The sequence below is a fragment of the Streptomyces sp. NPDC001536 genome, assembly GCF_042894505.1.
Lineage (GTDB): Bacteria > Actinomycetota > Actinomycetes > Streptomycetales > Streptomycetaceae > Streptomyces.
In genome coordinates, this window is record NZ_JBIAVQ010000011.1 from 1 (window position 1) to 24,618 (window position 24,618).

Annotated in this window: 20 protein-coding genes and 2 rRNA genes; 17 read left to right on the plus strand and 5 right to left on the minus strand. The window is 71.6% G+C overall.

Annotation, left to right across the window (positions count from 1 at the left end):
- From ACFY0U_RS27975 to ACFY0U_RS27990, 4 genes are all read left to right on the plus strand, one after another.
- Positions 1 to 73 (plus strand): 23S ribosomal RNA (locus ACFY0U_RS27975); the annotation flags it as partial.
- 104 nt (positions 74 to 177) lie between these two features.
- Positions 178 to 294: ribosomal RNA gene (gene rrf / locus ACFY0U_RS27980) — 5S ribosomal RNA — on the plus strand.
- Between the two features lie 151 nt (positions 295 to 445).
- Positions 446 to 1,657 carry a hypothetical protein gene (locus ACFY0U_RS27985; protein ID WP_388640994.1) on the plus strand — a complete coding sequence of 404 codons (1,212 nt, stop codon included), beginning with the start codon at positions 446 to 448 and terminating at the stop codon, positions 1,655 to 1,657.
- Positions 1,594 to 2,364, plus strand: a complete 771-nt coding sequence (locus ACFY0U_RS27990; protein ID WP_388640976.1) for a hypothetical protein — start codon at positions 1,594 to 1,596, stop codon at positions 2,362 to 2,364. The genes ACFY0U_RS27985 and ACFY0U_RS27990 overlap by 64 nt, the downstream gene beginning before the upstream one ends.
- Positions 2,365 to 2,432: 68 nt before the next feature.
- On the opposite strand, the gene ACFY0U_RS27995 is transcribed toward ACFY0U_RS27990, so the two are convergent.
- Positions 2,433 to 3,725 (minus strand): DUF1015 domain-containing protein, encoded by a 1,293-nt coding sequence (locus tag ACFY0U_RS27995; protein WP_388640332.1) that lies wholly within the window; start codon positions 3,723 to 3,725, stop codon positions 2,433 to 2,435.
- A gap of 72 nt (positions 3,726 to 3,797) precedes the next feature.
- On the opposite strand from ACFY0U_RS27995, the gene ACFY0U_RS28000 reads away from it, so the two are divergent.
- From ACFY0U_RS28000 to ACFY0U_RS28015, 4 genes are all read left to right on the plus strand, one after another.
- Positions 3,798 to 4,826 carry an HAD hydrolase-like protein gene (locus ACFY0U_RS28000; RefSeq protein WP_388640333.1) on the plus strand — a complete coding sequence of 343 codons (1,029 nt, stop codon included), beginning with the start codon at positions 3,798 to 3,800 and terminating at the stop codon, positions 4,824 to 4,826.
- 78 nt (positions 4,827 to 4,904) lie between these two features.
- On the plus strand, positions 4,905 to 5,948 hold the full coding sequence (locus ACFY0U_RS28005; RefSeq protein ID WP_388640334.1) for a FecCD family ABC transporter permease: 1,044 nt from the start codon (positions 4,905 to 4,907) through the stop codon (positions 5,946 to 5,948).
- Positions 5,945 to 6,982: a FecCD family ABC transporter permease gene (locus tag ACFY0U_RS28010; protein WP_388640337.1), complete on the plus strand. Its 1,038-nt coding sequence runs from the start codon at positions 5,945 to 5,947 to the stop codon at positions 6,980 to 6,982. Before ACFY0U_RS28005 ends, ACFY0U_RS28010 begins: the two co-directional genes overlap by 4 nt.
- Positions 6,979 to 7,881: an ABC transporter ATP-binding protein gene (locus ACFY0U_RS28015; RefSeq protein ID WP_388640339.1), complete on the plus strand. Its 903-nt coding sequence runs from the start codon at positions 6,979 to 6,981 to the stop codon at positions 7,879 to 7,881. The genes ACFY0U_RS28010 and ACFY0U_RS28015 overlap by 4 nt, the downstream gene beginning before the upstream one ends.
- Position 7,882: 1 nt before the next feature.
- Here the strand turns inward: ACFY0U_RS28015 and ACFY0U_RS28020 are convergent, their stop codons facing one another.
- Positions 7,883 to 8,230 carry an SCP2 sterol-binding domain-containing protein gene (locus ACFY0U_RS28020; protein WP_388640340.1) on the minus strand — a complete coding sequence of 116 codons (348 nt, stop codon included), beginning with the start codon at positions 8,228 to 8,230 and terminating at the stop codon, positions 7,883 to 7,885.
- Between the two features lie 42 nt (positions 8,231 to 8,272).
- Between ACFY0U_RS28020 and ACFY0U_RS28025 the strand changes: the two genes are divergently transcribed.
- From ACFY0U_RS28025 to ACFY0U_RS28045, 5 genes are all read left to right on the plus strand, one after another.
- Positions 8,273 to 8,578, plus strand: coding sequence for a hypothetical protein (locus ACFY0U_RS28025; protein ID WP_388640343.1), 306 nt, complete (start codon positions 8,273 to 8,275; stop codon positions 8,576 to 8,578).
- Between the two features lie 7 nt (positions 8,579 to 8,585).
- A complete protein-coding gene (locus ACFY0U_RS28030; RefSeq protein WP_388640346.1) occupies positions 8,586 to 9,401 on the plus strand; it encodes a TlyA family RNA methyltransferase in 816 nt (271 codons plus the stop codon).
- Positions 9,398 to 10,303, plus strand: a complete 906-nt coding sequence (locus ACFY0U_RS28035; RefSeq protein ID WP_046256761.1) for an NAD kinase — start codon at positions 9,398 to 9,400, stop codon at positions 10,301 to 10,303. Before ACFY0U_RS28030 ends, ACFY0U_RS28035 begins: the two co-directional genes overlap by 4 nt.
- A 79-nt stretch (positions 10,304 to 10,382) precedes the next feature.
- The gene (recN, locus tag ACFY0U_RS28040; RefSeq protein ID WP_388640978.1) at positions 10,383 to 12,101 is read left to right on the plus strand and encodes a DNA repair protein RecN; all 1,719 of its coding nucleotides are present in this window, start codon (positions 10,383 to 10,385) and stop codon (positions 12,099 to 12,101) included.
- A gap of 307 nt (positions 12,102 to 12,408) precedes the next feature.
- Positions 12,409 to 13,545, plus strand: coding sequence for a glycosyltransferase family 4 protein (locus ACFY0U_RS28045; RefSeq protein WP_388640349.1), 1,137 nt, complete (start codon positions 12,409 to 12,411; stop codon positions 13,543 to 13,545).
- On the opposite strand, the gene ACFY0U_RS28050 is transcribed toward ACFY0U_RS28045, so the two are convergent.
- Positions 13,542 to 15,170, minus strand: a complete 1,629-nt coding sequence (locus tag ACFY0U_RS28050; RefSeq protein WP_388640351.1) for a PucR family transcriptional regulator — start codon at positions 15,168 to 15,170, stop codon at positions 13,542 to 13,544. The two genes, ACFY0U_RS28045 and ACFY0U_RS28050, sit on opposite strands and share 4 nt — an antisense overlap.
- 80 nt (positions 15,171 to 15,250) lie before the next feature.
- On the opposite strand from ACFY0U_RS28050, the gene ACFY0U_RS28055 reads away from it, so the two are divergent.
- Positions 15,251 to 16,198, plus strand: a complete 948-nt coding sequence (locus tag ACFY0U_RS28055; protein ID WP_388640353.1) for an LLM class F420-dependent oxidoreductase — start codon at positions 15,251 to 15,253, stop codon at positions 16,196 to 16,198.
- Here the strand turns inward: ACFY0U_RS28055 and ACFY0U_RS28060 are convergent.
- Together ACFY0U_RS28060 and ACFY0U_RS28065 are read right to left on the minus strand one after the other, a co-directional pair.
- On the minus strand, positions 16,195 to 17,577 hold the full coding sequence (locus ACFY0U_RS28060) for an FAD-binding oxidoreductase (protein WP_388640356.1): 1,383 nt from the start codon (positions 17,575 to 17,577) through the stop codon (positions 16,195 to 16,197). The two genes, ACFY0U_RS28055 and ACFY0U_RS28060, sit on opposite strands and share 4 nt — an antisense overlap.
- 67 nt (positions 17,578 to 17,644) lie before the next feature.
- Positions 17,645 to 19,447, minus strand: a complete 1,803-nt coding sequence (locus tag ACFY0U_RS28065; RefSeq protein WP_388640979.1) for a glycoside hydrolase family 15 protein — start codon at positions 19,445 to 19,447, stop codon at positions 17,645 to 17,647.
- Positions 19,448 to 19,958: 511 nt separating this feature from the next.
- On the opposite strand from ACFY0U_RS28065, the gene ACFY0U_RS28070 reads away from it, so the two are divergent.
- The 3 genes from ACFY0U_RS28070 (at position 19,959) to ACFY0U_RS28080 (ending at position 24,542) form a co-directional block, all read left to right on the plus strand.
- Positions 19,959 to 21,608: a CTP synthase gene (locus tag ACFY0U_RS28070; RefSeq protein WP_388640358.1), complete on the plus strand. Its 1,650-nt coding sequence runs from the start codon at positions 19,959 to 19,961 to the stop codon at positions 21,606 to 21,608.
- A gap of 82 nt (positions 21,609 to 21,690) precedes the next feature.
- Entirely contained in the window at positions 21,691 to 22,317 is a 627-nt protein-coding gene (locus tag ACFY0U_RS28075; protein ID WP_388640360.1) for an NUDIX domain-containing protein, read from the plus strand.
- Between the two features lie 161 nt (positions 22,318 to 22,478).
- The gene (locus tag ACFY0U_RS28080; RefSeq protein ID WP_388640363.1) at positions 22,479 to 24,542 is read left to right on the plus strand and encodes a tetratricopeptide repeat protein; all 2,064 of its coding nucleotides are present in this window, start codon (positions 22,479 to 22,481) and stop codon (positions 24,540 to 24,542) included.
- Positions 24,543 to 24,618: the final 76 nt, after the last annotated feature.

Genomic DNA, 24,618 nt, shown 5'->3' on the forward strand with positions numbered 1-24,618 from the left:
GTTGATAGGCCGGATCTGGAAGCCCAGTAATGGGTGGAGGTGACCGGTACTAATAGGCCGAGGGCTTGTCCTCAGTTGCTCGCGTCCACTGTGTTAGTTCTGAGGCAACGACCGTTGCCGGCTTAGAGCAGAACGCATAACAGAAAAGTGTGCTTGTTCGCTCGAAACCATTAGGGTTTCGGTGGTCATAGCGTAAGGGAAACGCCCGGTTACATTTCGAACCCGGAAGCTAAGCCTTACAGCGCCGATGGTACTGCAGGGGGGACCCTGTGGGAGAGTAGGACGCCGCCGAACAATCTTTGGAAGGACCCCTGGTCCCAGCGTTCAGCTGGGACCAGGGGTCCTTTTGTTTTTACAATGCTTGCAGTACCGAGACAGGAGTCACCCATGTCCACCAACTCTCCCGACGACCGACCGGAGCGCGACCAGCGGCGACGGGACAGTGGTGACCGCAACGACCGCGGTGACCGTGGCGGATACCGCGGCGGCGACCGCGGTAGTTTCCGCCGTGACGACAACCGCGGTGGCGACAACCGTGGCGGCGGTGGCTACGGCCGGCGCGATGACCGCGGCGACCGCGGTGGTTTCCGCCGCGATGACAACCGCGGTGGCGATAACCGTGGTGGCGATAACCGTGGCAGCGGTGGCTACGGCCGTCGAGACGACCGCGACCGACGCGATGACCGTCGTGACGGCGACCGCGGGCCGCGTCCGGCGTTCCGTCGTGACGATCGCCCCAGCGGGCCGCGTCGTGACGACCGTGACCGCGGCTTCCGCCGCGACGACGACCGCGGACCCCGTCCCGCCTTCCGCCGCGACGACCGTCCCAGTGGGCCGCGTCGGGAGGACGACCGCGGGCCCCGTCCGGCCTTCCGTCGCGATGACAACCGTGGCAGCGACAACCGTGGCGGCGGTGGCTACGGCCGACGAGACGACCGCGACCGGCGCGATGACCGCCGAGGCGACGACCGCGGGCCCCGTCCGGCGTTCCGCCGTGACGACAACCGTGGGGGCGACAACCGCGGCGGATTCGATCGGCGCGACGACCGTCGCGACGGCGACCGCGGCGGCTTCCGCCGGGACGACCGTGACCGCGACCGCGGCTTCCGGCGTGACGACCGAGGTGACCGCGGGGGCGACCGTGGCGGCTTCCGGCGTGATGACAACCGTGGCGGCGACAACCGCGGTGGCGGCTACGAGCGTCGCGACGACCGGCGCGATGACCGCCGTGGCGACGACCGCGGGCCCCGTCCGGCGTTCCGTCGGGACGACAACCGTGGCGACGACCGCGGCCCGCGTCCGGCCTTCCGCCGTGACGACAACCGTGGCGGCGACAACCGCGGCGACCGCGGTGGTTTCCGTGGTCGGGACGACCGAGGCGACCGTGGGCCGCGTCGGGACGACCGGGGCGGCCGGCCTGGAGGGTTCCGTGGAGACGACCGCGGTGGCCGTCCCGGAGGGTTCCGTGGGCGTGACGACCGGCGTGACGACCGTCGCGACGACAGCCGGGGTGGATACGACCGCCGTGACGACCGGCGCGGTGGCGGCCGGTTCCGTGATGAGCGGGACCGGGACCGCGAGCCGATCAAGCGGCTGCCGATCCCCGAGGACGTCACGGGCGACGAGATCGACAAGGACGTCAAGCAGGAGCTGCTGAGCCTGCCGAAGACGCTCGCGGAGGACGTCGCCAAGAACCTGGTGATGGTCGCCCGGCTCATCGACGAGGACCCCGAGGGCGCCTACGCCTACTCCAAGATCGCTCTGCGGCTCGCGTCGCGCGTCGCCGCCGTACGGGAGGCGGCCGGATTCGCGGCGTACGCGAACCAGAAGTACTCCGAGGCGCTCGCCGAGTTCCGGGCCGCGCGGCGGATGACCGGCAGTGCGGAGCTGTGGCCCCTCATGGCCGACTGCGAGCGGGGTCTCGGGCGGCCGGAGAAGGCGCTGGACATGGCCGGGGCGCCCGAGGTGGGCAAGCTGGACAAGGCCGGTCAGGTCGAGATGCGGCTCGTCGCGGCCGGTGCCCGGCGTGACCTGGACCAGCTGGACGCGGCCATCGTGACGCTGCAGAGCCCCGAGCTGGCCTCCAACTCCGTACAGCCGTGGACGGCGCGTCTGCGGTACGCGTACGCCGACGCACTGCTTGCCGCCGGCCGGGAGGACGAGGCACGGGAGTGGTTCGCCAAGGCCGTGGAGTCCGACAAGGACGGCAGCACGGACGCCTCGGACCGGCTCGCCGAGATGGACGGTGTCGATTTCGTCGACGCGCTCGGTGAAGAGGACGGCGACGTCGAGGCCGAGGGCGTTTCCGAGAAGGTGGAAGCGGACGCCGTAGAAGCGGACGTGGACGAGGACGACAAGGACTGACGTCCGTGAGTAAGTGACAAGGGCGGGATCCCTCAACGGGATCCCGCCCTTTGTCGTTCCGTGACGGCTCAGAGTTCCAGCGCGCGCAGCACCAGTCCCGAGGCCGGCTTCGGGCCGAACGACGTCGACTTGCGGGGCATCGTGACGCCCTGGCGGGCCAGGTCGCGGACGACTTCCTCGCGGACGGGGTGCATGAGGACGGCCGTACCGCCGTCGCGCTCCGCTTTGCGGACCGTGGCGGCGGTGTCGTGGATGTAGGCGATGCGGGTGGGGTCGTCCTCGGGGACGTGCCAGACGTGGTCGAGGAGGGTGGCGTGCAGGACCGTCGCGTCCAGGGTGCGCCAGGCCGCGGGGTGGTCGGTGGGGACCGTACGGGCGAGGAGGTCCTGGTCCGGGCGGTCGATGAGGTGGAAGGCGCCGTCTCCGGCGAGGAGGAAGGCGTTGCCCGCGCAGGCCGCGTCGGCGAGGGTGTCGAGGGCCTCGGACAAGGGGACGTCGAGACGGCGTATGCGGAACAGACCCTGTAGCGGGGCCAGCGCGTCCGCTACCGGCAGGCCGTGCAGGAGGCGGTGGATGGCGCGGACGCGCAGGGGGTAGCGGGCCGTGTCGACCAGGAGGACGAGGCCGTAGTCCCAGGGGCTGGGGGAGGGGTGCTCCGCGCGTAGACGCAGGGACGTCGCCCAGCGGTGGTGGCCGTCGGCGATGAGGGCCTGGTGGCGGGCGAGGTCGGTCTGGATCGCGGCCACGTCGGCGGGGTCGGTGATCGCCCAGAGTCGGTGGCGGTAGCCGTCCTCGGTGGTGGTGGCCAGGAGTGGCTCCTGCTCGGCCGTGCGTTCCACGACGGCTGTCGTGTCGGACGCCGAGCCGTTGCCGCGGTAGGTGAGGAGCAGGGGCTCCAGGTTCGCGGAGGTGGCGCGCATGAGGGCCGCGCGGTCGGCGACCACGTGCGGCATGACGTCCTCGTGCGGCAGGACCACGCCCTCCGACGGGTCCGACAGCCGCAGGGTGCCGATGACTCCGCGTTGGAGCATGCCGTCGGTCGCGCGTTGTTCGTAGACGTACAGGCCGGGTTCGCGGTCGGCGGTCAGGATTCCTTCCGCGAGCCAGCGGCGCAGGGTGTCGGCCGCCTGTTCGTTGCGGGCGTTCGGGGTGGTCGCCTGGGGCAGGATCAGCCGGACGATGTTGTACGGGTCCGCGGACTGGAGGTGGACGACACCGTCGGGGCGTACGACGACGTCGTAGGGCGGGGACGTCACGGCCGCGAGGCTGCCGACCCGGTCGGGGTCGTAACGAAGGCCTCGGAACGGGGTGAGTTCCAGGCCCCTGCGCGCCGTTGCTTCCGAGTGACCTGCGGTGTTCATCCCGGCATCGTACGTGTGTCAGTGGCGTGAGGGATGATCGGGGGAAAGCCGTCGAGCGAGGAGCGATGTGGAATGAGCCAGAGCGTCAGGACGAGGCCCGAGGGCAGTGGCCAGGCCCTGAGCGAGGCGTACGACACCGCGCTGCTCGACCTCGACGGGGTGGTGTACGCGGGCGGGAACGCGATCGTGCACGCCGTCGAGTCGCTGGCCACGGCTCGGGCGGGCGGGATGCGTCTCGCGTACGTCACCAACAACGCGCTGCGGACGCCGGACACCGTCGCCGGGCATCTGACCGAGCTGGGGATACCGACGGAGGCCGGTGATGTCATCACCTCGGCGCAGGCGGTCGCGCGGCTCATCAGTGAGCAGGTGCCCGTGGGGGCGCGGGTGCTGGTGATCGGCGGGGAGGGGCTGCGGGTCGCGTTGCGGGAGCGGGGGCTGGAGCCTGTCGAGTCGGCCGATGACGATCCGGCCGCGGTGGTGCAGGGGTTCGGGGGACCGGACCTGCCGTGGGGGCGGTTCGCGGAGGCTTCGTACGCCGTCGCGCGCGGGGTGCCGTGGTTCGCGTCCAACACCGATCTGACGATTCCGAGCGGGCGCGGGATCGCGCCGGGCAACGGGGCGGCGGTGGAGGTGGTGCGGATCGCGACCGGGGCCGAACCGCAGGTCGCGGGCAAGCCGCTGCCTCCCATGCACCGGGAGACGATCCTGCGGACCGGCGCCGAGCGGCCGCTGGTGGTCGGGGACCGGCTGGACACGGACATCGAGGGGGCGTTCAACGGGGAGGTCGACTCGCTGCTCGTCCTGACCGGGGTGACGGACGGGGCGCAGCTGCTGGCCGCGCCGCCGCAGCACCGGCCGACGTATGTCGACGCCGATCTGCGGGGGATGCTCACGGGGCAGCCCGAAGTCACCGAGGCGGAGGGCGGGTTCCGGTGCGGGGGCTGGACGGCGGCGGCCGGTGCGGACCGGCTGGAACTGGACGGTGACGGGGAGGCCCTGGACGGGCTGCGGGCGCTGTGCGCGGCGGCGTGGACGGCGGCCGGTGCGGGAACGTGCGAGTTGGACGGAGGGAAGGCGCTCGCGCGGTTGGGCCTGTGAGGGGTGCGTCCGGTGCCCACCCTGTGAACCCGTGCAGCGGGATCGTGGCCGAATCCGAGGGTAGGCTAACCTAACTGGGTGTTGGTCGACAGTCCTCCCGAACAGCGCGCGGAGACAGCCCCCGCGCCCCCAACCCGCCGGGCGATACGTGCCCTTGGGTTGCTCGTGTCCGTCGCGATCCTGGTGCTCGTCGCCTTGGCGAGTATCGCGATCGGGGCGAAAGAGCTGTCGATGGGACAGGTGTGGCACGGCCTGTTCGAGAACTCGGGGACGTACGGCGACGTCGTCGTCTCCGAACGGGTGTGGCGGACGCTGCTCGGTCTGCTGGCCGGTGCCGCGCTCGGACTGTCCGGCGCGGTCCTCCAGGCGCTCACCCGCAACCCGCTGGCCGATCCCGGGCTGCTCGGCATCAACGCCGGTGCGTCCGCGGCGGTCGTCACCGCCATGACGTACCTCGGTGTCACGAGCCTGACCGGCTACGTCTGGTTCGCGTTCCTCGGCGCGGCCGCGGTCGGGGCGCTCGTGTGGTTCCTCGGCGGCAGCCGGGGGGCGACGCCGGTGCGGCTCGCGCTGGCCGGCACGGCGATCAGCGCCGCGCTCTACGGCTATCTCCAGGCCGTGATGATCACGAACGAGGCCGCGCTCGGCAAGATGCGCTTCTGGACGGTGGGTTCGCTGTCCTCGGCCAGTGAGTCGACCATCCTCCAGGTCCTGCCGTTCCTCGCGATCGGCACCGTCCTCGCCCTGGCGCTCGCCCGGCCGCTCAACGCCATGGAGATGGGCGACGACACCGCCAAGGCCCTCGGCGCCAACCTCAACCGGACCCGGGCGCTGTCGATGCTCGCCGCCACCGTGCTGTGCGGGGCCGCGACCGCCGCCTGCGGGCCGATCGTGTTCGTCGGCCTGATGGTGCCGCACGTCGTGCGCTCCTTCACCGGGCCCGATCTGCGCTGGATCATGCCGTACGCGACCGTCCTGTCGCCCGTGCTGCTGCTCGGCGCCGACGTCATCGGCCGGATCGTCGCGCGGCCCTCCGAACTTCAGGTCGGCATCGTCACCGCGATCCTCGGTGGCCCGGTCTTCATCTTTCTCGTACGACGGCGGAGGACGGCGCAGCTGTGAAGACCAACCGTGCCATCAGGACGCCGGGCGGCCTTTCGGTCCGCCTCGACGTCCGCGCCTTCACCGTCGTACTGCTGCTCCTGGCCGCCGCGCTCACCGCGAGCGTCGTGCTCATCGGCACCGGCGACTTCCCGATCCCGGCCGGCGACGTGCTCAAGACGCTGCTCGGCAACGGGAACGCGGGCCAGGAGTTCATCGTCAACGAGCTGCGGCTGCCCCGGGTCCTGGTCGGGCTCCTGGTCGGCGCCTCGCTCGGGCTGGGCGGCGCGCTGTTCCAGGCCGTGTCCCGCAACCCGCTGGGCAGCCCCGACATCCTCGGCCTCGGACAGGGGGCGACGGCCGGTGCGCTCGTGATGATCGTGCTGTTCTCCGGGAGCGCGGCCGAGGTCACCGTCGGGGCGCTGGTGGGCGGCCTCGTGGCCGGGCTCTCGATCTACGTGCTCGCGTGGAAGCAGGGCGTCCACGGATACCGGCTGGTGCTGGTAGGCATCGGTGTGTCCGCGATCCTCACGGCGGTCAACGGCTATCTGCTGACCGTGTCCGACATCGTGGACGCGGCCCGGGCGATGGTCTGGATGACCGGGTCGCTCAGCGGCCGGGACTGGGAACAGGTGTGGCCGCTGCTCGGCCTGTGCGCCGTCCTCGTACCGCTCGTCCTCGCCAACGCGCGCGGGCTGCGGATGATGGAGATGGGCGACGACGTGTCGAACGCCCTCGGCGTGCGCGTCGAGCGGGTGCGGGCGCTGCTGATGGTCGCCGCCGTCCTGCTCACCGCGTCCGCGACCGCCGCCGCCGGTCCGGTCAGCTTCGTGGCGCTCACCGCGCCGCAGCTCGCCCGGCGCCTGACCCGCTCGCCCGGACCGAACCTGCTGCCCTCGCTGTGCATGGGCGCCGCCCTGCTGGTGAGCGCCGACTGGGTCTCGCAGAAGGTCTTCGGCGCCGACCAGATGCCGGTCGGCGTGGTCACCGGTGTGCTCGGCGGTGTCTATCTGCTGTGGCTGCTGGTCACCGAACGCAAGGCGGGTCGAATATGAGTGCCTTCACCAAGCCGGACCCGCGCGGTTCAGAGAACCAGAACACCCGAAGGAGCACCGTGAACCGCCTCTCCGCCGAGAACGTCACCCTCGCCTACGACCAGCGCGTCATCGCGGAGCAACTGTCGGTGGAGATCCCCGACAACTCCTTCACCGTGATCGTCGGCCCGAACGCGTGCGGCAAGTCCACGCTGCTGAGGGCGCTGTCGCGGATGCTGAAGCCGAACCAGGGCCAGGTGCTGCTCGACGGGCAGGTCATCCAGTCGATGCCCGCGAAGAAGGTCGCGCGGACCCTGGGCCTGCTGCCGCAGACGTCCATCGCACCCGACGGGATCACCGTCGGCGACCTCGTCGGCCGCGGCCGCTACCCGCACCAGGGCATCCTGCGCCAGTGGTCGACCGAGGACGAGCGGGTCGTGCAGGAGTCGATGGCGCAGACCGGTGTCGCCGAGCTCGCGGACCGCTACGTCGACGAGCTGTCCGGCGGTCAGCGGCAGCGGGTGTGGATCGCCATGGCGCTCGCCCAGCAGACCCCGCTGCTGCTCCTGGACGAGCCGACCACCTACCTCGACATCCAGCACCAGATCGACGTGCTCGACCTCTGTGCCGAGCTGCACGAGGAGCAGGGCCGCACGCTGGTGGCCGTTCTGCACGACCTCAACCACGCCGCCCGGTACGCCACGCATCTGATCGCTCTGAAGGACGGCAGCGTCATCGCCGAGGGGGCGCCGAACGACATCGTCACGGCCGAGCTGGTCGAGGAGGTCTTCGGACTGCGCTGCCAGGTCATCGACGACCCGGAGACGGGGACGCCGCTGGTGGTGCCGGCGGCGCGGAAGGCGCGGGTGGAGGACAGGAAGACGGACGTGCGGAAGGTGGCCGCCGCCGAGGCCTCCTGAGCTACAGGAGCTTCCTCAGCTGGAGCAGGTCGCGCAGGCCTGCCTCCAGTTTGACCCGGCCCGAGCCCCAGGCCTTGGCGAAGTTCAGCTCGCCGTCGACCAGGGCCACCAGGTCGTCGCCCTTCATGGTCAGTCTGATCTGGGCCTTCTCGGGAGGAGGGCCCTGGACCGTGTCGTGCACCACGATCCGGCCGCCCGTCATGCGGCCGACGAAGGTGGTGTCGAGGTCGGTGATCCGGCAGCTGACCGAGCGGTCCATGGTCGCCGCCGTGCGGACGTCCCCCTCGGCGTGCTGCATGGTGTCGGAGAGCTTTTCGAGTGCGGCACGGCACTCCTCGATCGTGGCCATCGAGATCGACGGTACCCCAGCCCTTCGGGGTAGCGTCTGGGCATGAGCGACGCAGTCCCGGAGACCGAGGCCCTCGACGAGGCGGTGGAGCCGGAGCACGACCCCGCCGCCCCGGCCCCGCTGAACGTGTCCCGCACCCCCACCGGCAACGCCGAGGTGGACGCCCAGCTGGAGCGGCTCGGCGATGCCGACCACCTCGCCACCGACGGACACGTCGAGGTGTACGAGGATGTACATCGAGGGCTGCGCGACGCGCTCACCGCGCTCGACGCCCGCCCGGGACCCCCGGCGCCCGCACCGTCGTACGACCAGAGGGCGCCTTCACCGTCGTATGGCCATAGGAGCTGAACCGAACGTGGCAGGAGTCGCACGCCGTCGTCTCGACGCGGAGCTGGTACGCCGGAAGCTCGCGCGCTCGCGCGAGCACGCCAGCCAGCTGATCGCCGCCGGGCGGGTCTCCGTCGGCAAGACCGTCGCGACCAAGCCCGCCACGCAGGTGGAGACCGCGGCGGCCATCGTCGTCACGGACGACGACGGCGATCCCGACTACGTGTCCCGGGGCGGGCACAAGCTCGCGGGAGCGCTGGCTGCCTTCGTGCCGCAGGGTCTTGTCGTCGAGGGGCGGCGGGCGCTGGACGCCGGCGCGTCCACCGGCGGGTTCACCGATGTGCTGCTGCGGTCGGGGGCCGCGCATGTCGTCGCCGTCGACGTCGGGTACGGGCAACTCGCGTGGACTCTTCAGAGCGATGAACGCGTCACCGTCAAGGACCGTACGAACGTACGCGAGTTGACGCTTGAAGCGATCGATGGGGAGCCCGTGGATCTTGTAGTGGGGGATCTGTCCTTCATTCCGCTCGGGCTGGTGCTGCCCGCCCTGGCGCGGTGCGTGAAGCCGGACGCCGACCTGGTGATGATGGTCAAGCCGCAGTTCGAGGTGGGGAAGGAACGACTGGGCAGTGGGGGAGTCGTACGGAGTCCGCAGTTGCGGGCGGAGGCCGTGCGGGGAGTGGCCGAGAAGGCCTGGGAACTCGGGCTCGGGGTGAAGGGCGTCACGGCAAGTCCGTTGCCCGGGCCCTCGGGCAATGTCGAATACTTTCTGTGGCTGCGTGCCGGGGCGCCCGCCCTGGACCCGGCCGACGTTGACCGTGCGGTGGCGGAGGGGCCTCGTTGACACAGAACCGAGCTCGTACTGTTTTCCTGCTGGCCCACACCGGTCGGCCTGCGGCCATTCGCAGCGCCGAGCTGGTGGTGAAGGGGCTGCTGCGCGAGGGCATCGGCGTACGGGTGCTGGAGTACGAGGCCGCCGATCTGCCGCTGCCGGACGAGGTGGAGCTGGTCAAGGAGGCGACTCCGCTCTGCCTCGACGGGTGCGAGCTGCTGATCGTGCTGGGCGGGGACGGGACGCTGCTGCGCGGCGCCGAGTTCGCCCGGGCCTCCGGGGTGCCGATGCTGGGCGTCAACCTCGGGCGCGTGGGGTTCCTCGCCGAGGCCGAGCGGGATGATCTCGACAAGGTCGTCGACCGGGTGGTGACGAAGGCGTACGAGGTCGAGGAGCGGATGACCGTCGATGTCGTCGTGCACAGCAACGGGGACATCGTGCATACGGACTGGGCGCTGAACGAAGCGGCGGTGCAGAAGGCCGGCGCGGAGAAGTTGCTGGAAGTCGTGCTGGAGATCGACGGGCGCCCTGTCACGGGCTTCGGGTGTGACGGGATCGTGCTGTCCACGCCGACCGGGTCCACCGCGTACGCCTTCTCCGCCGGTGGGCCGGTGGTGTGGCCCGAGGTCGAGGCGTTGTTGATGGTGCCGATCAGTGCGCATGCGCTGTTCGCGAAGCCGTTGGTGACATCGCCGGATTCTGTGTTGGCTGTGGAGGTTCTGCCACATATTCCGCCGGGCGTGCTGTGGTGTGACGGGCGGCGGACCGTGGAGTTGCCGCCTGGCGCGCGGGTTGAGGTGCGGCGGGGGGCTGTGCCGGTGCGGTTGGCTCGGCTGCACCATGCTTCGTTCACTGACCGGCTGGTGGCCAAGTTCGCGTTGCCCGTTTCCGGGTGGCGGGGGGCGCCTCACTAGGTGGTCCACTCCCCTGGGTGACAGGGTGCCTCGCACTTGGCTGCCCTTACCTCGTAAGGTCTTCACCGTGCTGGAAGAGATGCGGATACGGTCGCTCGGAGTCATCGACGACGCCGTCGTCGAGCTGTCGCCCGGGTTCACCGCTGTCACGGGTGAGACGGGTGCGGGCAAGACCATGGTGGTCACCAGCCTGGGGCTGCTGCTCGGTGGGCGGGCGGACCCGGCGCTGGTGCGGATCGGGGCCGAGAAAGCGGTCGTGGAGGGACGGATCAGCGTCCCCGCGGGTGCGGCGGTCGTGGTGCGTGCCGAGGAGGCCGGGGCCGAGCTCGACGACGGGGCGCTGCTCATCAGCCGTACCGTTTCCGCCGAGGGGCGGTCCCGGGCGCATGTGGGTGGGCGGAGCGTGCCCGTCGGGGTGCTGGCCGAGCTCGCCGACGAACTGGTGGCGGTGCACGGACAGACCGATCAGCAGGGGCTGCTGAAGCTGTCCCGGCAGCGGCAGGCGCTCGACCGGTACGCCGGGGACGCCGTCGCCGTGCCGCTGGCCAAGTACACCGAGGCCTATCGGCGGCTGCGGGCCGTGGCCGTGGAGCTCGACGAGATCACCACACGTGCGCGTGAGCGGGCCCAGGAGGCCGACATGCTGCGCTACGGTCTCGACGAGATCGCCGGCGTCGAGCCGCGGGCCGGCGAGGACGTGGAGTTGGCGGAGGAGGCGGAGCGGCTCGGGCACGCGGAGGCGCTGTCGTCCGCCGCCACGGTCGCGCACGCCGCTCTCGCCGGAAATCCCGAGGACCCCGAGGGCATCGAGGCGGCCACGCTCGTCGCGGGCGCCCAGCGGGCCCTGGAGGCCGTACGGTCGCACGACCCGGCGCTGGCCGCGCTCGCCGACCGGATCGGGGAGATCGGGATCCTGCTGGGCGATGTGGCGGGGGAGCTGGCGGGGTACGCCGACGATCTCGACGCCGATCCGTTGCGGCTGGCGGCCGTCGAGGAGCGGCGGGCGGCCCTCACGGCGCTCACGCGGAAGTACGGCGAGGATGTCGCCGCCGTGCTGGCCTGGGCCGAGCAGGGGGCCGCGCGGCTCACCGAGCTCGACGGCGACGACGAGCGGATCGACGAGCTGACCGCCGAGCGGGACGCGCTGCGGGGCGAACTGGGTGGGCTCGCGCAGGCGTTGACGGATGCGCGGGTGGAGGCGGCCTCGCGGTTCGCCGCCGCCGTGACCGCGGAGCTGGCCTCCCTCGCGATGCCGCACGCGCGCGTGTCCTTCGACATCCGGCAGACCGAGGACGCCGAGGGCGTGGAAGTCGGCGGGCGAGCCGTCGCGTACGGGCCGTCCGGTGCCGACGAGGTCGAGCTGCTGCTCGCTCCGCACCCCGGGGCGCCGCCGCGGCCCATCGCCAAGGGGGCGTCCGGTGGTGAGCTCTCCCGCGTGATGCTGGCCGTCGAGGTCGTGTTCGCGGGGACGGACCCGGTGCCGACCTATCTCTTCGACGAGGTCGACGCCGGCGTCGGCGGCAAGGCTGCGGTCGAGATCGGACGGCGGCTCGCCAAGCTGGCGAAGTCCGCGCAGGTCGTGGTCGTGACGCACCTGCCCCAGGTGGCCGCCTTCGCCGACCGGCAGCTGCTGGTCGAGAAGACCAACGACGGCTCCGTCACGCGCTCCGGTGTGAAGGTCCTCGAAGGCGAGGAGCGGGTACGGGAGTTGTCCCGGATGCTCGCCGGACAGGAGGACTCGGAGACCGCGCGGGCACATGCGGAGGAGCTGCTGGAGGCGGCTCGGGCGGACGCGTAGGGCTTTCACGCGTCAGACGTTTCGAGGGACGTGCGGACCAGGGTGGCTGGGTGATCAGCCGCCCCGCCTCCCAGCGAGGTCGTGCGGGCGCTGTCTTCGGACGCGCCCCGTTTCTCACCCGTGTGAGTGACCCGAGCGCTCTCCTCCCAGAACCCCCACACCCCCGGCGTTCCCGGAACACCCGTACGTGCTGGCATCCTTGGCCTAGAACGCAGTACGCGTAGGAAGCGCGCGGTACACCCCTCCGCTCGACACCTTCTGTACGTTTCCTCGTGACCGCCCGACCCGAACCAGGAGCCCCGGCCACGTGACCCCCGTGAGCAGCCACTCACCGCACGGCCAGTCGCCGCTGCGCACCGTTCAGGTGCTCGGCGGTGGCAACGCCCGCAGCAGCGCGCATGTGCGGTCCCTGGCCTCCGGGCTTGTCGCGAGGGGCGTGCGGGTGACCGTGTGCGCCCCGGTCGACGCCGATCGCACCTACGACTTCAGCGGGGCCGGCGCCGAACATGTGCACGTGCCGCGCAGCAGCGACCCGGGATCCGTCGCCGCGCTGCGGGCGGCCTGCGCGGACGCCGACCTCGTCCACGCGCACGGGCTGCACGCCTCGTTCCGTGCGGTGCTCGCGCTCAGCGGACGGCGGACGCCGCTCGTCGTCACATGGCACGACCGGGCCCACGCCGAGGGTGCGCGGGCCCATCTGGTGCGACTGCTGGAGCGGCGGGTGGTGAAGGCCGCCTCGGTGGTCCTCGGGGCCAGTTCGGCGCTGGTCGACCGGGCGCGGGCCACGGGTGCGCGGGACGCGCGGCTCGCCGCGGTCGCCCTGCCCGGGGCCCGCAAGGCGGTGCGGCTCGACGACCCCGACCGGCTGCGACCCAAGGTGCGGGCCGAACTCGGCGCCACCGGGCGTCCGTTGCTGATGGCCGTCGGCTCCCTCGACAGCCATCGCGGGTACGACACCCTGCTGGACGCCTCGCGCGCGTGGCGGGACCTCGACCCCGTACCGCTCGTCGTGATCGCGGGAGAGGGGCCGCTGCGTACGGAGTTGCAGCGCCGGATCGAGGACGAGGGGCTGCCGGTGCGGCTCATCGGGCGGCGCGACGACGTGACCGAGCTGCTCGCGGCCGCCGATCTCGCGCTGCTGTCCAGCAGTTGGGAGTCCCGTTCCGTCCTCGCCCAGGAGGCCCTCCACGCGCGCGTGCCGCTCGTCGCGACCGACGTCGGCAGCATGGCCGAGCTCGTGGGCGACGCCGCCGAACTCGTGCCGTACGGCGACGCGGAGGCCCTCGCCGAGAGCGTCGTACGGCTTCTCGGCGATCCCGAGCGGTGCGAGGATCTGCGGGACAAGGGCGTACGCCAGGCCGCCACCTGGCCGTCCGAGGACGAGACCGTCGCCCAAGTGCTCAGCGTCTACGACGAGTTGACGCAGCCGCGGCCCCTCATCTAGGGGACGTGCCTGCGGGCCCTGAGGGCCAGGCTCAACGCCAGTACCGTCTGCGGGTCGTCGAGGTCGGTGCCCAGCAACTCGCCGATGCGGGCGAGGCGGTTGTAGAGCGTCTGCCGGTTCAGGTGCAGTTCGCGTGCCGTCTCCGCCTTGCGGCCCGCGTGCGCGAGGTAGGTCTCCAGGGTGGGCAGCAGCGGCGGCTTGGAGCGGTGGTCGTGGTCGCGGACCGGACCGATCGCCCGGTCGACGAAGGCCGCGAGGTCCGGATGGTCGCGCAGCCGCCACAGCAGCAGGTCGATGTCGAGGCGCCGGGCGTCGTACCAGGGCCGGTCCGACAGCCCCTGCGCGGCGGTCGCCGTCTCCGCCGCGTGCCGCAGCCCCGCCGAAGCCGCCGTCCAGCTGCCCGCCACACCGACGACCACCACCGGCGGCTGTGCCCCGGGTCGCTGCATCCCGGCCCGCTCCACCCCCGCCCGCAGCGCCGCCGCGACCCGGTCCGCGACCGCCGCCCGCTCCGACTCCGAGCGCAGGCCCAGCAGCACCAGGACGCGGCCCTCGACCGGTCGTACCCCCAGCAGGACCGGAACGCCCACCGAGGCCAGCTCTTCCGACACCGCCCGCGCCAGCACCGCCCAGCCGCCGCCGGGGGACAGCGCGTCACCGAGCCGCATCACCACCGGGAGCAGCGGACTGGTGCCCGGCTTGAAGCCCAGCACGCGCGCCTGCGCGGGCGCGTCCTCGGCGGCGATACGGCCCTCGGCGAGGTCGGTCAGGAAGTCGCCCCGGCCCCGCGCGGCCAGCTCCTCCTCCTGCCGCGCCTGCATCAGCACCACGGCGATGATGCCCGCGGCCCGCTCGGCCGCCATCCGGTGCACGGGGACGAGGGGAGCGCGCACCGGAAGCAGGACCAGCCGTGCCCGCACCGAACCCGTTCCCGGACCGCCCCCGGGCACGTCCACCAGCACGGAACCGGCCGGCGGGGCGTCCTTGTGCTGGCTCCGCAGCCCCTCCCACACCTGGAGCGGATCCGCGCCCTCGGGACCCGCCCCGGCGGCGTACAGCAGCTGGCCGTCGGTGGTCTCCAGGAAGACCGGGTTGTCGCTGAAGTCGGCCAGGATGCCCAGCACCTGGGGCACCCCGCCGCCGCCCAACAGGGCCTCGGTACAGCGGCGATGCACCTCCTCCGCCCGCTGGAGCAGCGCGTAGTGGCCGTTGACGATCTCGGTGTGGATCTCCTCCGTCACCGTCACGAACGGCACCTCGCGATGCAGTTGGACCAGCGGCAGCCCGGCCGAGCGGGCCGTGTCGACCAGGGCCGCCGGGAGGCGGGTGAAGCGCGGGCCGAGTTCGACGACGAGGGCCGCGATGCCGCGCTCGGCCAGGGTGCGGACGAACGCGCGCTGTTCGGCCGGACGGGTGCCGAGCCCGTAGCCCGTGGTCAGCAGCAGTTCGCCGCCCTTCAGCAGCGAGGCGATGTTGGGCACCTCGCCCGCGTGCACCCAGCGCACCGGCCGCTGCAGCCGGTCGGCGCCCGCGAGGATCTCGGGGAGGCCGCTGCGCAGGCCGGGCAGCTCCAGCGCCCGCTGAACCGTGATGCCTGCGCCCTGGCTGTCGAATCTGCTGTCCATGAGCCGGACGCTACCCGCGCGCGACCGTCCAGGACATCTCCGAGCGGTTGCGGGGACGATCACCGGGTACGCGCGCGTGCATGGACTTCAGCGTGGTCGCCGTGGCACGGGAGGACGACAGTCCGGTCGAGGAGCCGGTGCGGGTGGCGGTGGCCGCCGACCGGCTCGGGTACCGGGAGGTGTGGGCGGGGGAGGGGCCGACATGGGACTCCTTCGTCCTGGCCGCGGCCATCGGGGGCGCCACCGAGCGGGTCGCCCTGACGGCGGGGCCGGTGCCGGTGAACGTGCGTGACCCGTACACCGTCGCGCGCGGGGCCGCCTCGGTCGCGGCGCTCACCGGGCGCCCGGTCGGAGTGGCGCTCGGCACGTCCAGCGTGCGGGTGGTGGAGGGGGTGCACGGGCGGCCGCGGGTGCGGCCCGCGGCGGTGCTGGAGGAGAGCGCCGAGGCCGTACGACGTCATCTGCACGCCGTGCCCGGGGACCAGGTCGGTGCCTTCCGCCGCCGTCTGCCGCCACCGCGGGGACTGCTCACCGTGGCCGCGTTCGGCCCCCGCGCCATCGCCACGGCCGCCGCGCACGCCGACCGGATGCTGCTGGACGTCGTCTCTCCCGAGCAGGTGCGGGAGCTGCGCGGCGCGCTGGACCGGGCGGCCCAGAAGGCGGGCCGTACGCCGCCCACGCTCGCCGCCTGGCTGCCGGCGGCCGTCGACCCGGAGCCGGGGTCGCTCGCGCAGGTGCTGGGCAGCATCGCCGGGTACCTGACGGTGCCGGGCTACAGCGACGTGTTCGCCGATGCCGGGTTCGGCGAGGCCGTCGAACTGGCCGCGTCCGGCGCCGACCGCGACACCCTCGTGCGGGCCCTGCCACCGGAGGCCGCGGCCACGGTCGGTCTGGTCGGTGAGCTGGACGCCGTACGCGCGCGTGTCGACGCCTACGCGGAGGCGGGGCTCGACGAGATCGGCCTGGTGCCGGCGACGGCGGGCGACCCGGGAGGCGAACGGACGCTGACGGCGCTCAGGCCGCTCTAGACCGGCCTGATGTTGTGGTTGAACCGGAACACGTTGTCCGGGTCGTACTCCCGCTTCAGCTCCGCCAGCCTCCGTGTGTTCTCGGCCCCCAGCCCGGCCACCACCCGCTCCGTGCCCTCGTCCCCGATGAAGTTGAGGTAGACGTCACCGGTGCTCCACGGCCGGGCGTCCGCGCGGACCTCGCGCACCCACTCCACGCACCGGTCGTCGTCCGCCGGGTCCTCCCAGGCCGCGAAGGGGTGCACGCCCCACGGCGCGCCCCGGTACGGCACGGGGTACTCGGAGGGACCGTCGGCGACCGCGCCGCCCTCCGGGAACAGCACGTGCAGCGTGCCGCTCGGGACCGGCATGGAGTCGGCGCGGGCGCAGAAGAGGTCCACGTAGTCGTCGGGCAGACCCGTCAGATACTCCGCCGACCAGTAGTTCCGCAGGCCGGGCGGATCGTCGAGCATGCACTGGACGTCGGCGTAGGGCATCTGGCCGACGATCTCCACCTCGTGCGGCAGGGCCAGCAGCGGCTCGGCGAGTTTGCGCATGTCCTCCTCGGTGCCGGCGTACGTCAGCAGCGCACCGCACAGCATCGTGCCCACCAGCTGGGGCGGCATGAACTCCTCGGCCTGGCCGGTGAGATAGATGACCGCGCCGCCCGCCTCCAGGGGGCCGGACTCGATGACGTCGCGGTAGGTGCGCACGACCTCGGGGCCGAACTCGGGCAGGTACAGCAGCAGGGCGATGGAGAAGGCGGGCAGCTCGTGCAGCTTCAGGGTGAGCGCGGTGGCGACGCCGAAGTTGCTGCTGCCGCCGTGCAGTCCCCAGAAGAGCTCCGGGTTCTCGTCGGCGCTCGCGTGGACCTTCGAGCCGTCCGCGGTGACCAGCTCGACGCCCAGGAGGTTGTCGACGGCGAGTCCCCAGCAGCGCTCCAGCCAGCCGCTGCCGCCGCCCAGCACGAAGCCGCCGACCCCGGTGGTCGAGACCCGCCCTCCGGTGGTGGCGAGACCGTGCGGCTGGCAGGCGCGGTCCAGGTCGCTCATCGTGGCGCCACCCGCGACCCGTACCGCCGCGGCGGCCGGATCGACGGTGACCGCGCGCATATGGCGCAGGTCGACGACCAGACCGCCGTCGTTCAGCGCCATCCCCGCCACGCTGTGCCCGCCGCCGCGTACCGCGATCGGCAGATCCAGGTCACGGGCGAAGCGCACGGACCGTACGACGTCGTCCTCGGACACACACTGCGCGATCACCGCGGGACGGCGGTCGATCATCGAGTTGTAGACGGTCCGGTTCTCGTCGTAGCCCGGATCCCCCGGGGCGAACACGTCGCCGACCAGATCCTCACGGAGCGCGGTGAGGGCCGCGCCCGCCTTCGACGGGGATGCCATGGGGCGCCCCCTTTCTCGCAGGGGCTATGGCTTCCCAGCCTAGGCGGGCTCGGCTCGCACAGCGCGCTCAGCCGCCGTAGGCTCCCGACGCCGTCAGCCGCAGCGCGGTGTCGATGAGCGGAACGTGGCTGAAGGCCTGCGGGAAGTTGCCGACCTGGCGCTGGTTGACCGGGTCCCACTCCTCCGCGAGCAGCCCGAGGTCGTTGCGCAGGGCCAGCAGCTTCTCGAAGAGCTTGCGGGCCTCGTCCACCCGGCCGATCATCGCGAGGTCGTCCGCCATCCAGAACGAGCAGGCCAGGAAGGCCCCTTCGTCACCCGGCAGGCCGTCGACGCCCTCGCTCTCGCCCTCGGTGGGGTAGCGCAGGATGAAGCCGTCGGGCGTGGACAGCTCACGCTGGATCGCCTCGATGGTGCCGATCACGCGCTTGTCGTCCGGCGGCAGGAAGCCCATCTGCGGGATCAGCAGCAGGGAGGCGTCCAGTTCCTTCGAGCCGTACGACTGTGTGAAGGTGTTGCGCTCCTTGTCGTAGCCCTTCTCGCACACGTCCCGGTGGATGTCGTCGCGCAGGTCGCGCCAGCGCTCCAGCGGGCCGTCCGCGTCCCCGGACTCGATGAGCTTGATGGTGCGGTCGACCGCGACCCAGGCCATCACCTTGGAGTGCACGAAGTGCCGGCGCGGGCCGCGCACCTCCCAGATGCCCTCGTCCGGCTCGTCCCAGTGGTCCTCCAGGTAGCGGATGAGCTTGAGCTGGAGCAGGGACGCGTAGTCGTTGCGGGCCAGGCCCGTCATGTGCGCCAGGTGCAGGGCCTCGGTGACCTCGCCGTACACGTCCAGCTGGAGCTGGTGGGCGGCGCCGTTGCCGACCCGGACCGGGGCGGAGCTCTCGTAGCCGGGCAGCCAGTCCAGCTCGGCCTCGCCCAACTCCCGCTCGCCCGCGATGCCGTACATGATCTGGAGGTTCTCGGGGTCTCCGGCGACCGCGCGCAGCAGCCACTCGCGCCAGGCCCGGGCCTCCTCGCGGTAGCCGGTGCGCAGCAGCGAGGACAGGGTGATCGCGGCGTCGCGCAGCCAGGTGTAGCGGTAGTCCCAGTTGCGGACACCGCCGATGTCCTCCGGCAGGGAGGTCGTCGGGGCGGCGACGATGCCGCCCGTCGGCGCGTACGTCAGGGCCTTGAGCGTGATCAGGGAGCGGACGACGGCCTCGCGGTAGGGGCCGTGGTACGTACAGTGCTCGACCCAGTCCCGCCAGAACTCCTCGGTCGCCTCCAGCGACTGCTCCGGCTCCGGCAGCGGCGGCGGCTGCCTGTGCGAGGGCTCCCACGAGATGGTGAACGCGATCCGGTCACCCGGGGCGACCGTGAAGTCGGAGTACGTGGTCAGCGACTTGCCGTAGGTCTCGCACTCGGTGTCGTACCAGACCGAGTCCGGGCCCGCGACGGCCACCGTACGGCCGTCGTGCTTGTGCACCCACGGGACGACCCGGCCGTAGGAGAAGCGCATCCTGAGCGCGGACCGCATCGGGACGCGGCCCGAGACGCCCTCCACGATCCGGATCAGCTGCGGGGCGCCGTCACGAGGGGGCATGAAGTCGATGACCCGGACCGTGCCGCGCGGGGTGTCCCACTCGGACTCCAGGATCAGCGAGTCGCCGCGGTAGGTGCGCCGGGCCGCGGTGGGCGGCTCCGCGTCGGCCGCGTGCGCCGGACCCAGTCTCCAGAAGCCGTGTTCCTCGGTGCCCAGCAGACCGGCGAAGATGGCGTGCGAGTCGAAGCGCGGCAGGCAGAGCCAGTCCACCGTGCCGTCCCGGCAGACCAAAGCAGCGGTCTGCATGTCTCCGATGAGTGCGTAGTCTTCGATGCGCCCGGCCACGTGCAACTCCAGTCGAACGGCCACGTCACCCCCTGAGGAAAAAGGGGGTTGTCGCTATTGCGGTCAAGGGGTCGTTGTAATGCGTCGTTGAGCGGTGAAGCAAAGCAGCCGTTGGGCTGCGAGGCAAAACGACAATCTGTACTCAACGAACTGACGAGCTCACGTTGTTCCGGTGCTTACGGGCGGGGGGTGGTGCCGTGTGGCCGGCCGGGCTCGGCAGCGAATGTCCGAGCAGGATACGACGCACGTAGATGATCTGTGTGCCGCTCCGGTCAACGCGGGTGGGCCGATCGGGTGAGCAACGGGTGAGAAACACGAGACGGGTACGCGTCCGTGTCGACGCGTGCGCGGAGCGTGGCCGGAAGCCATCTCGCTGAGGCGCTGATACCCTGGTAGCCCGTGGACCGGTGGTGGATAAAACCCCCGACCGCAGCGACGGCGACGCCGGAGATCTCCGGTTGCAGCGCCGCCCCGCACCCCAGATCGCGACCACGGGAGCCCCGTCTTGGCCATGCCGCCGAAATCTACGACGACCAAGCACATCTTCGTCACCGGGGGTGTCGCCTCCTCTCTCGGCAAGGGCCTGACGGCCTCCAGCCTCGGCATGCTGCTCAAGGCGCGCGGCCTGCGCGTCGTGATGCAGAAGCTCGACCCGTACCTCAACGTCGACCCGGGCACGATGAACCCCTTCCAGCACGGTGAGGTGTTCGTCACCAACGACGGCGCCGAAACCGACCTGGACATCGGACACTACGAGCGTTTCCTGGACCGCGACTTGGACGGCAGCGCCAATGTCACTACAGGCCAGGTGTACTCGACGGTGATCGCCAAGGAGCGGCGTGGCGAGTATCTGGGCGACACCGTGCAGGTCATCCCGCACATCACCAACGAGATCAAGCACCGCATCCGGCGCATGGCGACCGACGAGGTCGATGTCGTCATCACCGAGGTCGGCGGCACCGTCGGCGACATCGAGTCCCTGCCGTTCCTGGAGACCGTCCGCCAGGTCCGCCACGAGGTCGGCCGTGACAACGTCTTCGTCGTCCACATTTCCCTCCTGCCGTACATCGGCCCGTCGGGGGAGCTGAAGACGAAGCCGACCCAGCACTCGGTTGCGGCGCTGCGGAACATCGGTATCCAGCCGGACGCGATCGTGCTGCGCTGCGACCGTGAGGTCCCCACCGCGATCAAGCGCAAGATCTCGCTGATGTGCGACGTCGACGAGTCGGCCGTGGTCGCCTGCCCCGACGCCAAGTCGATCTACGACATCCCCAAGACCGTGCACGGCGAGGGCCTGGACGCCTACGTCGTCCGCAAGCTGGACCTGCCGTTCCGCGACGTGGACTGGACGACCTGGGACGACCTGCTCGACCGCGTCCACAACCCCGACCACGAGATCACCCTCGCCCTGGTCGGCAAGTACATCGACCTGCCCGACGCCTACCTCTCGGTCACCGAGGCGCTGCGCGCGGGCGGCTTCGCCAACAAGGCCCGCGTGAAGATCAAGTGGGTCACCTCCGACGACTGCAAGACCCCGGCCGGCGCCGCGGCGCAGCTCGGTGACGTCGACGGCATCTGCATCCCCGGGGGCTTCGGCGACCGCGGTGTGCTGGGCAAGGTCGGCGCGATCAAGTTCGCCCGCGAGAACAAGATCCCGCTGCTCGGGCTCTGCCTGGGCCTGCAGTGCATCGTGATCGAGGCCGCGCGCAACCTCGCCGACATCCCGGACGCCAACTCCACCGAGTTCGACTCGGCGACCTCGCACCCGGTCATCTCCACCATGGCCGAGCAGCTCGACATCGTCGCCGGTGAGGGCGACATGGGCGGCACCATGCGGCTGGGCATGTACCCGGCCAAGCTGGCCGAGGGCTCGATCGTGCGCGAGGTGTACGAGGGCAAGGAGTACGTCGAGGAGCGGCACCGTCACCGCTACGAGGTGAACAACGCCTACCGGGCGGAGCTCGAGAAGAAGGCGGGCATCCTGTTTTCCGGCACCTCGCCGGACGGCAAGCTCGTCGAGTACGTCGAGTACCCGCGCGACGTCCACCCCTACCTGGTCGCCACGCAGGCACACCCCGAGCTGCGCTCGCGTCCGACGCGACCGCACGCGCTGTTCGCCGGGCTCGTGAAGGCCTCGGTCGAGCGGAAGAATTCCAAGTAACACGTCAGTTGTACGGTTGCCGGGGTGCGTACCTTCAAGGTCGCACCCCGGTTTTTTTCTTGTACGTGTGGAAGGGCAGGTCATGACGATCAAGGACACCCCCGAGGAATGGGAGATCCGGGCGACGGAGACCCCCTTCGTGGGCAACAAGACCTCCGTCCGCACCGACGACGTGGTCATGCCCGACGGCAAGGTCGTCCGCCGTGACTACCAGGTCCACCCTGGCTCGGTCGGTGTCCTCGCCCTGGACGACGAGGGCCGGGTCCTGCTCATCCGGCAGTACCGCCACCCCGTGCGCCAGAAGCTGTGGGAGATCCCGGCCGGTCTGCTCGACGTGCCCGGCGAGAACCCGCTGCACGCCGCGCAGCGCGAGTTGTACGAGGAGGCGCACGTCAAGGCCGAGGACTGGCGGGTGCTGACCGACGTCTACACCACGGCGGGCGGCTGCGACGAGGCCGTACGGATCTTCCTCGCCCGCGACCTGTCGGAGGCCGAGGGCGAGCGCTTCGAGGTCGAGCACGAGGAGATCGACCTGGAGTACGCGCGCGTGCCCGTCGATGAGCTCGTACGGGGTGTGCTCGCCGGTGAGCTGCACAACAACTGCCTGGTCGTGGGCGTGCTTTCACTGATCGCGGCGCAGAACGGGGACGGCCTGGACGCGCTGCGGCCCGCGGACGCCCCGTGGCCGGCGCGCCCGTTCGAAGCCTGAACACACGAAGATCATCTATCGTGTGACCATCGGCTGATCCGATCGGGCGACGTGTCCGCCGCGCTCCTCACGGAACGTTGCAGAGCGTGAACTAGGCTCTGAAACTGCCCGAACCGGAGTCCCGGCGGGCTTGCGCGTGCGGTGGGACGGGAGTGTGGCCCGTGACGGACCAGGCGGTGGACACAGGCGGCGTTCAGCTGTCAGTCGAGGGTCATTTCCTGGGCCGGACACGGGAGTTGAAGGAGCTGCTCGCCGACATCGAGCGAGCGGGCCTCGACACCCTCTCCGGGAAGAAGGCTCCCCGCGCGCGCGTGCTGCTCATCGCGGGCAGACCCGGCTCCGGCCGCACCGCGCTGGCCGAGGAGCTCGTACGGCAGGTCGCGGAGCGTTACGACGACGGAGTGCTGCGCGCCCGCCTCAGCGAGCCCGACGGCACCCCCGTCCCCGTCGAGCACATCGCCCGCGAACTGCTCACCGCCCTGGACCTCCCGACCCCGGCTGGCGCCTCCGAGGACGACCTGACGGCAGCCCTCCGCGATGCCCTCGCCGACCGGCGGGCCCTGCTGCTGCTCGACGACGCGGTGAGCGCGGACCAGGTCGACGCCCTGCTGCCGGATACCCCACAGTGCCTGGTCGTGGCCGTTTCCGGCGGCCCGCTCACCGGCATCTCCGACGTCCGGCCCTGCACGCTCGGCGGTCTGGACACCAAGTCCGCCCTGGAGCTGCTGAGCCGCTCCACGGGCTCGGTCCGCATCACCGTCGACCCGCGGGCGGCCGAGGGACTCGTCGAGGAGTGCCAGGCCCAGCCCGCCGCCCTGATGCTGGCCGGCGGCTGGCTCGCCGCCCGTCCCAAGGCCGCCGTCGCCGATCTCGCCAAGCAGCTGCGCACGGAGGGTGACGAGGGAACCCCGCTCAGCCGCGTCTTCCGGCTCGCCTACTCTTCGCTGCCCAGCCCCGCCGCCCGGATACTGCGCCTGCTCGCCCTCGCCCCGGCCGGCCTGGTCGACCCGCACACCGCCTCCGCCCTCGCCGGCTGCTCGGTGGGCGGTGCCCGCACCACCCTGGACGACTTCGTCGGCCTCGGTCTGCTGCACGCCGTGGAGTCGCCGCTGCCGCAGTACGTGGTGCCGGGCTGTCTGCACCCCCTGCTCAAGGCGCTCACCGAGACCCAGGACCGCCCCGGCGAGCTCCAGCTGGCCCGCGCCCGGATGCTGGAGCGGACCGTACGGCTGCTCCAGTCGTCCCGCGCGATCACCGAGACCGACAACCCCGACGCCCGCGAGAAGCTCCAGGGCATGCCCCGCTCCCTGCGCTTCCCCAGCCCCCGGGCCGCCGAGGACTGGCTGCGCATCCGCAGGCCCGCGCTGCTGGCCTCGGCCCGTCTGGCCGTCGCCGACGGGGAGCTCGACACCCTCGCCCGCCGGCTGATGTCCCAGCTGGTCAGGGCGATGGTCGCGCATTTCGGCACCCAGGCCGCCGCGCCCGACCTGTACGGCCTGCACCGGCTCGTCCTGGATGTGGCCGAGCGCCGGGAACTGCCCCGGGAGAAGGCGGCGGCGCTGCTGAACCTCGGCGACCTGGACGCGCAGACCGGCCGGACCCGGGAGGCGCTGACCCGGTACCGGGCCGCGCTGGACGCCGGGCGGGAGGCGAATGACCCGTATGCGACCGGTCGCGCGATGGAATCCGTAGGCGGCGCGCATCTGGAGCTCGGGGACTACGACCGGGCCGCCGACTGGTTCGGTCGCGCCCTCGCCCAGCGGCTGGCCCGGGACGAGCGCGCGGACGCCGCGCGGCTGTACGGCCGGATCGCCGCGGCGCACACCTACGCGGGCCGCTACGGCGAGGCGCTGCGCGGGTGGCGGGCCGCGGTCGCCGGGCACCGCAAGAACGGCGATGTGGCCGCCCACGCACGGGCGTTGAGCGAACTCGCCCGGGTCCAGGAGTACGCGGGGCGGCCCGAGGAGTCGCTGCACACCTGCCAGGAGGCCGTCGAGTGGGCGCGGCGCGCCGAGGACGTACGGCTCCATGCCGCGCTCCAGCTGAGGCTCGCCGACACCCTGGAACACCTGGGCGATCCGGCCGCGGCTGCGCTGCACCGAGGGGCCGCCGAGCGGCTGCTGGGGGAGGAGCTTTCGCAGGCGGAACCGGAACCGGAACAGCCTGATCCTGCGAAACAAGACCCTGACGCCTGCGAAATCCGTAGTACACCCGCTGAAGATTGATGCAATGAAAGGCTAGACAGCGGGAACACCTTCATTAGACTGGCTCTGCCGCACCTTCTCCTGCGGTGCATCCCGG

Bases quoted from the DNA above. Each gene is read 5' to 3' on its own strand.
- ACFY0U_RS27995 (WP_388640332.1), bottom strand. From the start codon at position 3,725: ATGAACACCGCAGGTCACTCGGAAGCAACGGCGCGCAGGGGCCTGGAA.
- ACFY0U_RS28000 (WP_388640333.1), top strand. From the start codon at position 3,798: ATGAGCCAGAGCGTCAGGACGAGGCCCGAGGGCAGTGGCCAGGCCCTG.
- ACFY0U_RS28015 (WP_388640339.1), top strand. From the start codon at position 6,979: ATGAGTGCCTTCACCAAGCCGGACCCGCGCGGTTCAGAGAACCAGAAC.
- ACFY0U_RS28020 (WP_388640340.1), bottom strand. From the start codon at position 8,230: ATGGCCACGATCGAGGAGTGCCGTGCCGCACTCGAAAAGCTCTCCGAC.
- ACFY0U_RS28025 (WP_388640343.1), top strand. From the start codon at position 8,273: ATGAGCGACGCAGTCCCGGAGACCGAGGCCCTCGACGAGGCGGTGGAG.
- recN (WP_388640978.1), top strand. From the start codon at position 10,383: ATGCGGATACGGTCGCTCGGAGTCATCGACGACGCCGTCGTCGAGCTG.
- ACFY0U_RS28050 (WP_388640351.1), bottom strand. From the start codon at position 15,170: ATGGACAGCAGATTCGACAGCCAGGGCGCAGGCATCACGGTTCAGCGG.
- ACFY0U_RS28055 (WP_388640353.1), top strand. From the start codon at position 15,251: ATGGACTTCAGCGTGGTCGCCGTGGCACGGGAGGACGACAGTCCGGTC.
- ACFY0U_RS28060 (WP_388640356.1), bottom strand. From the start codon at position 17,577: ATGGCATCCCCGTCGAAGGCGGGCGCGGCCCTCACCGCGCTCCGTGAG.
- ACFY0U_RS28070 (WP_388640358.1), top strand. From the start codon at position 19,959: ATGCCGCCGAAATCTACGACGACCAAGCACATCTTCGTCACCGGGGGT.
- ACFY0U_RS28075 (WP_388640360.1), top strand. From the start codon at position 21,691: ATGACGATCAAGGACACCCCCGAGGAATGGGAGATCCGGGCGACGGAG.